Source organism: Streptomyces sp. NBC_01237 (assembly GCF_035917275.1).
Lineage (GTDB): Bacteria > Actinomycetota > Actinomycetes > Streptomycetales > Streptomycetaceae > Streptomyces.
In genome coordinates, this window is record NZ_CP108508.1 from 984737 (window position 1) to 998008 (window position 13272).

Below are 13272 nucleotides of genomic sequence, written 5' to 3' on the forward strand. Positions count from 1 at the left end.
ATGGTCGGATTCGCCGGCCATCAAGGAAAAGAGTATCTGCCGATCGTGCGGGAGAGCGCAGAGATCATCGGCGGCGTCGACCCCGCCCCGACGGCCTCCTCACTCGCCGGCGAGTGGGGGTTCCCGCATGTCGATTTCCTCAGTGAAGCACTTGAGAAATTCGACTTCGACGCCGCAGTGGTCACCGTGCCGCACAGTGAGCACTTCCCGGTCTGCGCGGAACTCCTGGCGCACGGCAGACACGTCATCAAGGAAAAGCCGTTCGCCGTCACCGAACAAGAAGCCCGGCAACTGATATCCCTGGCGCAACGGGCCGACCGCAGCGTCTTCACGCTGCTGCAACGGAACTTCGACCCCGTGTTCCAGTTCGCCCGGAAGAACCTCGCGCGGATCGGGGAGCCCTACTGGTTCTCCTACGACTACCACTTCAACCTGGCTCATCCGACCACGGGTTGGCGCGCCTCCAGCGAGAAGGCGAGGGGCGGTGTGCTGCTCGACATGGGCTACCACCTCATCGATGTGCTCAGCGGTATGTTCCCCGAACCCTCTCGGGTGCACTCCGCCTTCGTGCACCAGTACCAGGAGATGCGGGACCGTCGACTGGAGGATCTCGTCAGCCTCATGTGCAGCTATCCCTCGACGGGACTGGCGGGCTCGCTCCGCATCTCACGCCACAACCACGAGAAGATCGAACACCTCTGCGTGCTCGGTACGGAGGGCGCGTTGAACGTCGCTCCCGGGGTCGCCACCCTGCACTCCGTCGGAGGGCTGCCGTTGGAGCGCTTCAGCTGGGAAGGCCCCAAGCTCGACGCCGTGCGTTCCATGATCGCCCACCATCTGGGGCACCTGGACGACCGCTACTACCGCCAGGACCACCTCCAGCGTCAACTCGCCTCCGTGCGCACGATCGACGGGATCTACCGGGACCGGCTGCGTGAGCGGAACGAGCTCGCCGACCGGTGCGCCTGACCCCGCCAGCCGTACGCCCGAGAGTTGTACGCCCAACAGGTGTACGCCACCGGCCCCGACGCGCCGGTCCCGTACCCACCCGCGAAAGGCAGGAAGGACACATGACCACCGCCGAACAACTCGCCCTCCTGGGAGGCGAGCCCGCCATCGATCAGCCGCTGCCGCACGAGGTCTGGCCGCCTCCCGCCGACGCGGCGGAGCTGTCCGAACTGGCCGAGCAGCGGAACATCGACATCTCCATCAAGGGGAACAGTGGTCCCATCGGCCGGTTCGAGACCGACTTCCTCGCCTTCCTGAACGACGGAGTTCGTTTCGCGGTCACCTTCAACTCCGGTACCAGCGCCCTCCTCGCCGCCTACTTCGCCCTCGGTGTGCGCGAAGGCGTGGACGTCGTGGGACCGGCACTCACCTACCACGCGGCGCTGAGTCCGGTCTTCGCGCTCCGCGGTGACGTGGTCCTCGCCGACATCGATCCCGATACCCGTGGCCTGGACCCCACAGCACTTCAAGCCGCGATCACCGAACACACCAAGGTCATCACGGTCGTCCACCAGTGGGGCCACCCCTGCGACATGGACGCGATCCTGCGGATCGCCGAGCGACACGGGCTGCGCGTCCTGGAGGACTGCTCCCACGCCCATGGCAGCCACTACAAGGGCAGGCCCGTCGGTACCTTCGGCGACGCCGCGGTCTTCTCCCTCCAGGCCAACAAGGCCGTCTACGCGGGGGAAGGCGGCATCCTCGTCACGAGCGACTCCCAGGTGCACGACCGCGCCACCCTCCTCGGGCACTACCGGGACCGCTCCCGGGACAACGTCCTCGACGAGGACCTGCGTACGCACTGGGTCACCGGCTTCGGCCTCAAGCTGCGCATGTCGCCGTTCAACGCCATCGTCGCCCGGCACGCGCTCGCAGCGTTCCCGGCACGGAAGGAGGCCCGGCACCGCTGTCTGCGCTACTTCGGCGAGCAACTCGGTGCTGTGTCCTATCTGGAGCCGGTACACGTCGCCGACCACGTCGACATGGGCGCCTGGTACGGCTACAAACCGCTCTACCGCCCCGAGGCCCTGGGCGGCGTCCCACGCTCCGTGCTCATCGAGGCGCTGCGCGCCGAAGGCATGGAAGTGGGCGCCCCCTCCGGCCCCCGGCTGTCGACCCTGCCGCTCTACGCCCGCCCGGAGAACCCCCTCTTTCCCGGAACGCCGAAGAAGGGCATCGCGCCGGAGACCGGCTCACACGCCGAGCACGTCGAGCAGCACGCGCTGTCCCTGCCCACGTTCACCGACTGGCCCGAGGACACACGGCTCATCGACCAGTACGCCGAAGCCTTCCGCAAGATCGGCCGTCACCGCGAAGCGCTCGTGCGATACGCGGCCGGCCCGTCCCGATGACCGACATCACCGAAGAGGTGGAGACCATGACTTTCGAAGAGTCCCCCGAGGCCGTGGCCCAGGTCCTGCAACACGCTCTCGCCGGTGACGACCTGCCGGACACCTTCACCCTGCTGGGGCGGGAGTGGAGCCTGCACCGAGGCGTCTTCCCCAGCACCCTGAGCGCCGCCACCGAAGTGCTGGCCTCGATCGTGCCCTACCCCCGGGGCGGCTCTTTCCTGGAGGTCGGCTGCGGCACGGGCGTCATCTCCGTGACCGCCGCGCTCAACGGCTGTGCCTCCGTCACCGCGCTGGACATCAACGAAAAGGCAGTGGCCAACACGGCTGCCAACGTCGAGCGGCACGGTGTGGGCGACCGGGTACGCGTTCTCCACAGCGACATGTACACGGCGCTCGGGCCCATGGAGCGCTTCGACACCATCTTCTGGAACGTGCCCTGGACCTATGTGGAGGACGGCTTCTCGCTCTCCACCGATCTGCACTCCGCCGTCTTCGACCCGGGTTACCGGGGCCAGGCCCGGTACCTCGCGGGCGCCCATGAGCATCTCACCGACGGCGGCAGGCTGCTGCTGGGCACGGCCGACCTCGGGGACCGCGAAAGGCTCGACGCCCTTGCCGAGGAAGCCGGCCTGCGGGTCGAACTGCTGCACCGGGTGCGCCGGATCGAGGAGGTACGGGTCATGGAGTACCACGTACTCGAACTGCACGCGAAGTGACCCGGCCGAGCCCCCGAAACCTACGATGTGTGCGGTGAGGCGCTCCATGTCACAGCAGACCGATCTCGAACTGGCCCTGCGACTCGGTGATATCGCCGACAGCATCACCGGTCGCCGCTTCCAGGCCCGCGACCTGCGGATCCGCGAGAAACCGGACCGTACGCCCGTGACCGACGCGGACATCGCCGTCGAAACGGCCGTACGCGAGGCGCTGAGCTCCGCCCGCCCGGGCGACGCCTTCGCCGGGGAGGAGACCGGCGGCTCCGTCACGGCCGGGCGCACCTGGATGATCGACCCCATCGACGGCACCAAGAACTTCCTCCGCGGGGTACCGGTCTGGGCCACGCTGATCGCCCTGCTGGAGGACGGCCGACCCACCGTCGGCGTGATCAGCGCCCCCGCCCTGCGCAGCCGCTGGTGGGCGGCGGCCGAACAGGGCGCCTGGCTGCGGCGCGGGTCGGTCGAAAGCGCCCCCCTGCCCCTGCGGGTCTCCGGCAACACGCGCCTCGCCCATGCCTATCTGTCCACCACCAGCACCCGTACCTGGGACATGTTCCACTCCCGTGCGGCATATCTGCGCCTGGCCGAAGCATGCTGGGAGGACCGTGCCTTCGGCGACTTCCTCCAGCACTGCATGGTCGCCGAAGGAACCCTCGACATCGCGGCCGAACCGGTCGTGAATCCCTGGGACATCACCGCCGTGCAGATCCTCGTGGAGGAAGCCGGCGGTGTCTGTACCGATCTCCTGGGCGCCTCGCCCCAGGGCGGCACCGGCGCCCTGTCCGCCAACCCGCGGTTGCATCAACTGGCCCTGGAATGCCTCTCGGTACCGGTCCCGCCTGATTCAGGCGCCCCACCCAACTGTCAGGTCGGAAACCCACAGAGAGACGGACCATCATGTTGATTCTTTCCTTGAAGGAAGGCCATGACGGGGCGATCGCAGCTGTCGAGGACGGCAGGCTGCTCTTCTCCCTGGAGGCGGAGAAGGACTCGTTCGGCCGCTACAGCGAAGTGACCGCCGAGGTGTTCGCCGTAGCGGCGGACCGGCTGGACAAGCAGCCGGACGTCATCGCCATGAGTGGCTGGATCAAGGGGACGCAGGCCACCGACCAGCCCTCGCGTGCCGGTTACTACGGTGTGGGCGAATCCGCGATCTCGGACGAGGCCGGCCGGTTCTTCGGAAAGGGCGTGCGCGTCTTCTCCTCCACGCATGAGCGCTCCCACATCATGACGTCCTATGGAATGTCGGCATTCCGTCGGGATCAGCCCTTCTACAGCCTGGTGTGGGAGGGGAACATCGGCTCGTTCTACCGCATCGACGAGCGCGGGAAGGTGACCCACCTCAAGGAGGTGCTCAACTACCCGGGCAACAAGTACTCCTACGGCTTCGCGCTCGCGGACCCCAAGTACAGTCCGCACGAGGAATTCGTCCGCTTCCAGGACGCGGGCAAGCAGATGGCGTTGGCCGGATTCGCCGAGGATCGATCGGCGACCCGGGAGGAACAGGAAGTGGTCGACTTCATCCTCGGCCAGAAGCAGGTCATCACCGGCAGCCTGAAGGACCGGATGACCGATTCCCCTTTCCATGACATCGGCGTGGAATCACCCGCGTACAAGAGCCTCGCCGCCCGCCTGTCGAACGCCATCTTCGACCGCTTCCACACATACGCCCGGGAGCATATGACCGAGGGCCTCCCCCTGCTCATCTCAGGTGGCTGCGGGCTCAATTGCGAGTGGAACCGCCGTTGGCGCGAGTGCGGGCTCTTCCCCGCGGTCTTCGTCCCGCCGTGCCCCAACGACAGCGGCTCCGCGATCGGGACCGCCATCGACGCGCAGCACTTCTACACCGGGTCGGCCGACCTGGACTGGGACGTCTACGCGGGTGGCGAGTTCGTCGAGGACATGGAGTTCGACCCGCAGCGCTACGAGATCCGCCCGGCGCGCTACGACGAGGTCGCCCGCTACCTCCGCGACGGGAACATCATCGGCTGGGCACAGGGCCGCTGGGAGATCGGCCCCCGCGCACTCGGGAACCGGTCGATCCTGGCCGCGCCCTTCACCGAGGAGACGACCGTCAGGCTCAACAGGATCAAGCAGCGCGAGAGCTACCGCCCCATCGCCCCGATCTGTCTGGAGCAGGACGCGGGCCGCTGGTTCGGCGGCGGAGTCCCCGACCCCTACATGCTGTACTTCAGCCAGGTCGAGTCCGACGAGCTGCGGGCGGTGACACACGTCGACGGAACGGCGCGTACCCAGACCGTCGACCCGACGGCGAACCCGGAAATGGCCGGCCTGCTGACCTCCTTCGGCGAACTGACCGGATTCAGCGTCCTCTGCAACACCTCGCTCAACTATTCGGGGCGCGGGTTCATCAACCGCAACAGCGACCTGATCGCGTACGGCGAGCTCCACGGGCTGGATGGATACGTCGTGAACGACGTCTTCATTACCCCGCGACGATAGGCAACCGCCGACGGGGACCCGCCGCGGGTCCCCGGCACGGTCGGGGCCCGCTTCGGCCGACGGGCGGTTCGGGGACCCGCAGTGGGAGGAGGGCTTCGGACTGCGGGCCGGTGCGAGGACCGTCAAAGGCCCCCGGCACCCGAACCGGGATGCCCGGTGCGGCGGGTGCGTGGAGGGCGCCCCGGCTCACTACGGAGTTCATTGACGACTCGTCAACTACACCTGGCTCAAGGGCTTTAGGCTCGCCCTCCGCCGTGACAGGCGCAGAGACCGTTGCGTAGGGAATCTACGGAGAATGACTTCGCCATTCCGCCACGATCTTATGTAAAGCCCCTCTAAGATCTCCGGCGAGGCGGTTCTCCGCATCTCTGTGTACTCCGTCACGAGCAGGACGAAAGCCCCTTCCAACACTTGAGAGCAGGGGATGACCTACACACTTGACGCCGCCAGGAGAGCCACACCCGAACCGCGTCGGCCGCGGTCGGGCGTGCTCGGCCGCCGTACCCTCGGCTGTCTGGGCGTGCTCGCCCTGGGAATCGGCAGTGGCTCGTTGGCCATGGCGCCTGCGGCCTACTCGCAGGCAGAGCAAGGATCAGTGACGGTCCGGGTGATCCGGGCCGTGGACGACAGCGGTGTATGGACACCTGCGCTGGAGCCGGGTATCGCCGGCGTCAGGGTGACCCTCACCGACGACGCCGGAGTGGGCGTCGAGGGGGTCACGGCGGCCGACGGCACCGTGTCCCTGACCCCCACGGCGGACGGCGACACCAACGGCAAGTACCGGGTGCAGGTGGTGAATCCGAAACCGGGTGTGCTGTTCCCGGCCTTCGCCTCCCGTCAGGGACTGGACGGCGCACCCGACCAGCTGAGCAGCAACGAGGAGTTCGTCGACCTCTCCGGCGACAAGGACGTGGCGTACACCACCGGGCTGTGGAGCCCCGGCGACTACTGCCAGAAGAACGCGCCCCTGGTGACCACCTGCCAGCCGGCCACCCGCGAGGGCGGAACACAGCGCACGCTGGTCTCCTTCCCGTACTCGGCGCGCGGCCAGGACGGCGTCGACGTCGACGTCACCGACATCGCCACCAACGCCGAGACCGGCACGCTCTACGGCATGGCGTGGAACAAGGCCGACAAGCGGGTGTTCTCCTCGGCGGTGGCCAAGCGCACCACGGACTACGGTCCGGGCGGCGCCGGGGGGATCTACGTGACCGACCTGGCGCAGAAGAAGACCAGCCTGTTCACGGTCGTCCCCGACGCGGGAACGACGGCACACGCCTCGGGCACCGACGACGCCTTCCTCGCCGCGCCCGGCAGGGAGAGCCTGGGCGGCATCAAGATCACCGATGACGGCCAGGACCTGTTCGTCGTCAACCTCAACACCCGCAAGCTCTACCATTACGACGCCACCGCGGCGACCGCGGCGGCGCCCGAGGCAGTCGCGGCCATCCCGGATCCGGGCTGTCCCGCAGCGGTGGACTGGCGGCCGTTCGGCCTCGGCCTGCACGACGGCGTCGGCTATGTCGGCGGCGTCTGTTCCGGCGAGTCCACCGGGAAGGTCTCGGACCTGCGCGCGGTGGTCCTTCCCTTCGACCTGTCCACCGGAGCGTTCCAGGAACCGGTCCTGGACCAGCCGCTGGACTACCCGCGCCAGTCCACGATCGGCGGGCCTCCGTGCGACGGGGCGGGCTGGTTCCCCTGGACCGACACGTTCCCGGCCTCCCAGAACGGTCAGGCGTGCGCGACCTATATCGCCCAGCCCGAGCCGGAGTTGGGTGAGATCGATTTCGAATCCGACGGTTCCATGCTGCTGGCGTTCCGTGACCGCTTCGGCGACCGGTCCCCGGCGGGTCCCACCCCCGGCTCGGTCGGCACCGTCCTGTCCGGCGGCGACCTGAACAAGGCGTGTCTGGTGGACGGCGCGTACGTGATGGACACCAACAACGGCTGCGGGCTCTCCCCCCGGGGCACCCGCTTCTTCGACACCAGCCGGATGGGTTCCCATCACAACGCCTCCTTCGCGGGGATGGCGTTCTCCAAGGTCGAGGACACCATCGCCACCTCGGGCTTCGACCCCAACAGCACCGCCTTCGGGTACGGCACCACCTTCAACAAGCGCGACGGCAGGCAGGACCCGAAGTCCGGTCTGCGTCTCAACCCGGCCGGGGTCGCTGCCCCGTTCGGCAAGGGCGCCTCGATGGGCGACCTGGAGGTGCTCTGCGACCAGGCCCCGCTCCAGATCGGCAACCGGGTCTGGTACGACCCCGAGCGCACCGGCATCCAGAAGCCGGGCCAGCGCCCGGTCGGGGGTGCGACCGTCAACCTGTACGACGAGACGGACAAGCTCGTGGGGACGACGGTGACGACGGCGCGCGGCGAGTACTACTTCGACGACTCCAACGTCACCGGAGGCCTCCGGCCGAAGACCAAGTACACCATCCGCATCGACAAGCCGGCCGACTACGCCGAGGGCGGTCCCCTCCATCAGTGGGTGCCCACGGAAGCGGACGTCGGCGACAACCGCTTCATCGACTCCAAGGGCATCGTCCCATCCGGCGGGAAGTTCCCCGAGCGGGCGCTGACCACCGGGGGGCCGGGGGAGAACGACCACACGTACGACTTCGGCTTCCGGCAGCAGGAAGGCACGGTGAGCCTGGTCAAACACGACCAGGACGGCAAACCCCTGGCCCGGGCCACGTTCCAGCTGTGGAAGGAGACGAACGGCTCCGACGCCTTGCAGACCTCCGGGGCGGAACCGGATACGAAGGTCGGCGAGCCCTGCGTGACCGGCACCGACGGCAACTGCGGCGGAACCGGCCTGCCGGGCACGTACTACTGGCAGGAGGTCAGCCCGCCGGACGGCTACGCCGCGCCGAAGGAGCCCGTGTTCGGACCGCTGGTGCTCACCCCCGACAAGCTCGACGACGGGATCTCGGTGACGGCGGTCAACCACCGGTTGCCCGGTCCCGATCCGAAGCCCACACCGACGCCCGAGCCGACTCCGGGTGCGCCAGGCGCGCCCGGCTCACCAGGGGAACCCGGTGCCCCCGGTGCCCCGGGCCACGGTTCGGGCGGCCTGGCAGCCACCGGTGTGAGCCTTGCGGTTCCGCTGGCAGCCGGCTGCGCCGCGCTCACCGTCCTCGGCACGGTGCTGGTGGTGACGATGCGCCGCAGGCGGAGGGCACAGCCCCTCTAGCCCCGTAACGGGGCGACCGGCTCCGGGGTGACTCTCCGGGCCGGCTCGGGCGGGTTCGCGGACCGGATGTCCGCGAACCCGCCCTCTTGTGCGACCGACGAGAGAAGGCGAGTGCATGGTGCGAAAGAGGAAGACCGGCGGCAGCAGGCCGCGTCGGACCCTCTGGTTCAGCACGCTGATCGCGGTCACGGTGTGCGGCGTCGCGGTGGGCGGCCTGGCGGTCTGGCAGGCCTTCTCCGCCGACACCGTCACCGAGCGGCCGGTGACGACGGAGGAGGCGTCCAGGCTGGCGCTGTCACGGCTGAGCCTCTACAGGGACAGTCCCGTGGCGGTGACGCTCACCGCCGCCGAGGGCGGCGATGTGGTGGTGCGGGTCCGGGGGGTCGTGGACTACCGGAACCACCGGGCTGTGGGGAGCTACCGGGTCACCGGCGCCTCTGGCGCCTCAGGGTCCGCCGCGGCGCAGCTCGACCACGGGCTGATCGTCTGGGACACCGGCGGTCTCGGGCTGGCTCCCGCGCCCAAGGACGACGACAGCCCGTTCTGGCAGCAGGCCGAGCACATCCCGCGCTCCGGCTGGTCCGCGCGCTCCTACTCGACCGACCCGCTGGACGCCGGGCTCCAGCTGCTGATCGGGCTGGGCGCGGACCGCCCCGACAACCCGCTGCTGCTCGCACAGTCCGGAGCACGCCTGCTGGCGCGCGAACGCATCGACGGCCGTGACTACGACCGGTTCTCCGGGCCGCGCGCCCAGGGTTCCACTCCGGGGACGGGGACCGACGGCGGACGGTCACCGCTGACGTACTGGGTGGACGGCGACGGCGGCCTGCGACGGGTGACGATGCGGATGCCGGGGCTGGGAGTCCCGGCCACCCTGGAGTTCCTCGGACGCGACGGCCGCGCGAAGCTCCCCGACGCGCCGTGGGCCACCCGCTGACCGCCCGCCGGCCCCTGCCCCGGGTTCCGCCGAATGCCGAATGCCGACGGCCCCCGGTCGCCCTGCCGCCCCGGGCTCGGGCTGCCGGGGCGGCAGGGGGCCGTCGCAGCCCGCCGGAGCGTCGTGCTCAGCGAGTGCGCGGCACGGCGTCCACGTTCTTCGGGAGCGGGTAGGCGGCCGGGTCGACGGCTCCGGGCAGACCGTTCGCCGGGCTGCCCGGAGCCGTCGGGTCCGGCATGGACGGCTGGGCTGACGGGGCCGGCACCTGGCTGAACGGGACGCCGGGCGGCGCCTGTACCGCAGTCGTCCGGCCGCCCGGCGGTGCCTCCCGGCGGCGTGTGCCGCAGCCCGCGAGACCCTCCAGGCCGTCCGGGCTCTGGGTGACGGGCCGGTTGCCCGCGAAGCAGTTGCCGGGGTCCGCGGAGGCCAGTACGAGGTCGGTGCCGTTGCCGGTGGCGCGGTTGCCCTCGACGCGGTTGCCGCTCGCCGGATGTCCCGGCGGATCGGTCACCACCACCCCGGCCGCCCGGTTGCCCCGGACCAGATTGCGCTGGACACGGTTCCCGGTGCCACCACCGATGCCGATGCCGATCCCGAAACCGCCGTCCGCCTGTTCGGGCGTGTCGTCCGCGTTGTTGTCGAGGACCGCGTTGCCCGCGATCACCGCGCCGCGCTGCGGGGCGAGGGCCTCCAGGTCATTGGAGTTGACCGTGATGCCGACCCGGTTTCCGGCGACGCGGTTGCCCAGCACGAACAGACGGTCCGATGCGTTGGTCAGTTCGACGCCGACGGCGTTGCGCTCCACGGTGTTGCCCCGCACGACGGTGTCGCAGGGCTTGCACTGACCGACGTAGATACCGGAGTCGGCGTGCCCGGAGGCGTACGAGTCCTCGATCACGCCCTCGCGGGCGTCGAAGGCGTAGATGCCGTACAGGCCGTTGTTGTACGCCGTCACCCGGGTCGCGCGAAAGCCCCGGACGGCGGGGAAACGCTCGGTGTCCAGCGGGTCGTAGGCGGAGCCCCCGGCGCCGCGCTGTTGCAGCCGCTCGTCGGTGACACCGGTGAACAGCACGCCGTTGGCGAGATAGCCGTGCACGGTGAGGTTCTCGACCACCGAGCCGGCACCGGTCACGGTGATGCCGTTGGCCAGCCGCACACCCCCGTCGAAGACCACCTTGTTGCGGTCCGTTCCGCGCAGCACCACGCGGGGCTCGGTCACGCGCACGCTCTCCCGGTACACACCCGGACCGATCAGCACCGTCTCACCCTCGCGAGCGGCGTCCGCCGCCTCCTGCACGGTGGGGTAGTCCTGCGGCACGCGCAGCACGCTCCCCGCCGGATGCCGCGCATCGGTGGCCGTCGGCTCCGGGCCGGAGCAGCCGGTGGCCGCCAATGCGGCCGAGGCGATCAGCACCGACAGCCGCAGCATCGCCCGGGACGCCCTCGACGGAACGGCCGCTCGCGCCAACAGGCCTTGTGCAGACAGGATTTGCATGCATGTTGTTCTATCGTCTCCAATAGGCACATGCCCACCGAACAGGGAAAAGAGCAGGATTCATCCCGGCCTGCGGCAGCTCGGGTGGGGCGGCGCCGGGCGCTGCTGGCCGGCGGAGCGGTCCTCGCGGCCGGGATGGGCGCGGCGGCCGGCGAACTGGCTGCCGGTGACCGCACGGACGGCCGGGCCGGCGCCGACGCCCCGCCGGCCGCGATCCCCTTCCACGGTGCCCGGCAGGCGGGCGTCACCGCGCCCCAGCAACCGGCCACGCATCTGCTCTCCTTCGACCTCCCGCGGACCACCACCGCCACCGGCCGGAAGACCCTGCGCGATGTCCTCGGTGCGCTGACCGGCACACTGGCCACCGTCACCTCCGACGCCCCGCCGGACCCACGGCTCCAGGGCGGTGCCACGACCCGGCTCACCTCACTGGTCGGCATCGGCCCCTCGCTCGCCGCCCGCCTCGGTCTCGGCGTCCCCGCTTCTCTCATCGAGTTGCCGTCCTTCCCCGGCGACCGCCTCGACCCGCGCCGCAGCGACGGCGATGTCCTGGTCCAGCTGTGCGCGGCCGACCGTTGGACCCTCGCCGTCGCCGCCGAACTCGTCGGCGCGGCCGCGCACGCCGCCGGTGCCGCACCGCGCTGGTCCCAGTCCGGCTTCATGCCCCGCACGGCCCCGGGCACCACCCCCCGAAACCTGTTCGGCTCCAGGGACGGCACCGCCAATCCCGATCGGACGGCGGCCGAGCAGTGGGTCTGGAATCCCTCCGGAGCCCACCGGAACGGCACCGTCCTGGTCTACCGCAGGATCCACATGGACGTCGCCGGCTTCGCGGCCCTTCCCGAGGCGCACCGCGACCGGGCGATAGGCCGCCGCGCACATGACGGCGCCCCGCTGAGCGGCACCGCGGAGCACGACGAGCCGGACATCTACGCCAAGAACCCGGACGGTTCCTACGTCATCCCCGCCACCGCCCACGTGCGTCTGGCCAGCCCACGCTTCGACCGCGGCGCCCGTATGCTCCGCCGGAGCTACAGCTACGACGACGGTCCCGCCGACCGCGGCCTTCTCTTCTGCGCCTTCATGCGCGATCCGGCCCAGTTCACCCGTGTCCAGAACCGCCTGTCCGCCCGCGACGCGCTGAATCCCTTCCTCCAGCACCGGGCGTCGGCCGTGGCATACGTCCTGCCCGGCGCCCCGGGCACCGCAACCCTCGGCGAACAGCTCTGGACGTGAAGTCCGCCGCGCCGGGCCATGCCGGCTCAACGCAGTTGACGACACCTCGCCCCTCCGCGATCTCGTCGTCACGTAGGTCGGCGAAGCGGAATCCGATACCGTGACGGGCCCTCAAGACATCGGCATTCACGCAGGTCGCAGCATCGGTGATGCAGGTTGCCAGGCGTTGCGGCTCGCCGGCCGGTGTGAGGACCCTGCCGTGGCCCTGGAGCGCGGGGTGGCGGCCTGGCAGGCTAGTTTACTCGGATGAGTCTCCTTGATGATGTGGCCGAGCGCGACGGCTGGCGATGCTGGGTGTGCGACGAAGCGGTCGACCCCGACGAATCGGTGAACGACCCGCGGGGGCCCAGTGTCGACAGCCGGACGGCCGACCGGAAGGCCAAGGTCGCCGAGCGGCTCGCCCACCGCGGATGCAACACCCGCAAGGGTGCGGTCAAGGTGGTCATCGCCTGGCCCGACCACCTGTACGTGGTCGAACCCGCACCGCTGATCACCGTCGCCGGGAGGCTGGAGCGCAAGGGGGGCCGCGAGATGGTCGGCCGTTGTCCGACCAGGCGGGACGCCCAGGAGGCTGCGGACTGGCTGGTGGACCGGTTCTCCCGACTGGTACCGGGACTGCCGGTGACCGCCGGCATCGAGCCGGGTGGCGGCCAGTTCCTCGTCACCCTGTCCGCCGGCCGCCGCTGACCAGGCATCACCGGCGCACACCCGCGTCGAGCCGAACCGTCGGCCGACTTCCCGTTCGGGGTGTGCGCAGCCGGCCTCGACGCCTCCACGCGTTGAGACGAGCACACGCGGGGCGCCGGTGCCCTCACCGATACCCACCCCCGGCCGCGGAGTCAGGGAGCAGGGGCGGGAAGGCGTACGCC

The 13272-nt window shown here is 70.0% G+C and carries 10 protein-coding genes; 9 read left to right on the forward strand and 1 reads right to left on the reverse strand.

From position 1 onward, the window contains the following. The 7 genes from OG251_RS04440 (at position 1) to OG251_RS04470 (ending at position 9672) form a co-directional block, all read left to right on the forward strand. Positions 1-969, forward strand: coding sequence for a Gfo/Idh/MocA family protein (locus OG251_RS04440; protein WP_326681151.1), 969 nt, complete (start codon positions 1-3; stop codon positions 967-969). Between the two features lie 101 nt (positions 970-1070). Further along, a complete protein-coding gene (locus OG251_RS04445; RefSeq protein ID WP_326675794.1) occupies positions 1071-2360 on the forward strand; it encodes a DegT/DnrJ/EryC1/StrS aminotransferase family protein in 1290 nt (429 codons plus the stop codon). Positions 2361-2386: 26 nt separating this feature from the next. Further along, positions 2387-3076 (forward strand): methyltransferase, encoded by a 690-nt coding sequence (locus tag OG251_RS04450; protein WP_326675796.1) that lies wholly within the window; start codon positions 2387-2389, stop codon positions 3074-3076. 46 nt (positions 3077-3122) lie between these two features. Next, positions 3123-3980, forward strand: a complete 858-nt coding sequence (gene hisN / locus OG251_RS04455) for a histidinol-phosphatase (RefSeq protein WP_326675798.1) — start codon at positions 3123-3125, stop codon at positions 3978-3980. Further along, entirely contained in the window at positions 3974-5539 is a 1566-nt protein-coding gene (locus OG251_RS04460; protein ID WP_326675800.1) for a carbamoyltransferase C-terminal domain-containing protein, read from the forward strand. Before hisN ends, OG251_RS04460 begins: the two co-directional genes overlap by 7 nt. Before the next feature lie 424 nt (positions 5540-5963). Next, positions 5964-8735, forward strand: a complete 2772-nt coding sequence (locus tag OG251_RS04465; protein WP_326675801.1) for an SdrD B-like domain-containing protein — start codon at positions 5964-5966, stop codon at positions 8733-8735. 115 nt (positions 8736-8850) lie between these two features. Continuing rightward, on the forward strand, positions 8851-9672 hold the full coding sequence (locus OG251_RS04470; protein ID WP_326675803.1) for a hypothetical protein: 822 nt from the start codon (positions 8851-8853) through the stop codon (positions 9670-9672). A gap of 127 nt (positions 9673-9799) precedes the next feature. On the opposite strand, the gene OG251_RS04475 is transcribed toward OG251_RS04470, so the two are convergent. Beyond that, complete coding sequence (locus tag OG251_RS04475) at positions 9800-11167, reverse strand: right-handed parallel beta-helix repeat-containing protein (protein WP_326675805.1); 1368 nt, start codon at positions 11165-11167, stop codon at positions 9800-9802. Positions 11168-11197: 30 nt separating this feature from the next. On the opposite strand from OG251_RS04475, the gene OG251_RS04480 reads away from it, so the two are divergent. Next, the gene (locus OG251_RS04480) at positions 11198-12403 is read left to right on the forward strand and encodes a Dyp-type peroxidase (protein ID WP_326675807.1); all 1206 of its coding nucleotides are present in this window, start codon (positions 11198-11200) and stop codon (positions 12401-12403) included. A gap of 246 nt (positions 12404-12649) precedes the next feature. After that, positions 12650-13090 carry a hypothetical protein gene (locus tag OG251_RS04485; RefSeq protein ID WP_326675809.1) on the forward strand — a complete coding sequence of 147 codons (441 nt, stop codon included), beginning with the start codon at positions 12650-12652 and terminating at the stop codon, positions 13088-13090. The last annotated feature ends 182 nt before the right edge of the window (positions 13091-13272 follow it).

Coding starts and splice junctions, on each gene's coding strand:
- OG251_RS04440 (WP_326681151.1), top strand. CDS start 1: ATGGTCGGATTCGCCGGCCATCAAGGAAAAGAGTATCTGCCGATCGTG.
- OG251_RS04445 (WP_326675794.1), top strand. CDS start 1,071: ATGACCACCGCCGAACAACTCGCCCTCCTGGGAGGCGAGCCCGCCATC.
- OG251_RS04450 (WP_326675796.1), top strand. CDS start 2,387: ATGACTTTCGAAGAGTCCCCCGAGGCCGTGGCCCAGGTCCTGCAACAC.
- hisN (WP_326675798.1), top strand. CDS start 3,123: ATGTCACAGCAGACCGATCTCGAACTGGCCCTGCGACTCGGTGATATC.
- OG251_RS04460 (WP_326675800.1), top strand. CDS start 3,974: ATGTTGATTCTTTCCTTGAAGGAAGGCCATGACGGGGCGATCGCAGCT.
- OG251_RS04465 (WP_326675801.1), top strand. CDS start 5,964: ATGACCTACACACTTGACGCCGCCAGGAGAGCCACACCCGAACCGCGT.
- OG251_RS04470 (WP_326675803.1), top strand. CDS start 8,851: ATGGTGCGAAAGAGGAAGACCGGCGGCAGCAGGCCGCGTCGGACCCTC.
- OG251_RS04475 (WP_326675805.1), bottom strand. CDS start 11,167: ATGCAAATCCTGTCTGCACAAGGCCTGTTGGCGCGAGCGGCCGTTCCG.
- OG251_RS04480 (WP_326675807.1), top strand. CDS start 11,198: ATGCCCACCGAACAGGGAAAAGAGCAGGATTCATCCCGGCCTGCGGCA.
- OG251_RS04485 (WP_326675809.1), top strand. CDS start 12,650: ATGAGTCTCCTTGATGATGTGGCCGAGCGCGACGGCTGGCGATGCTGG.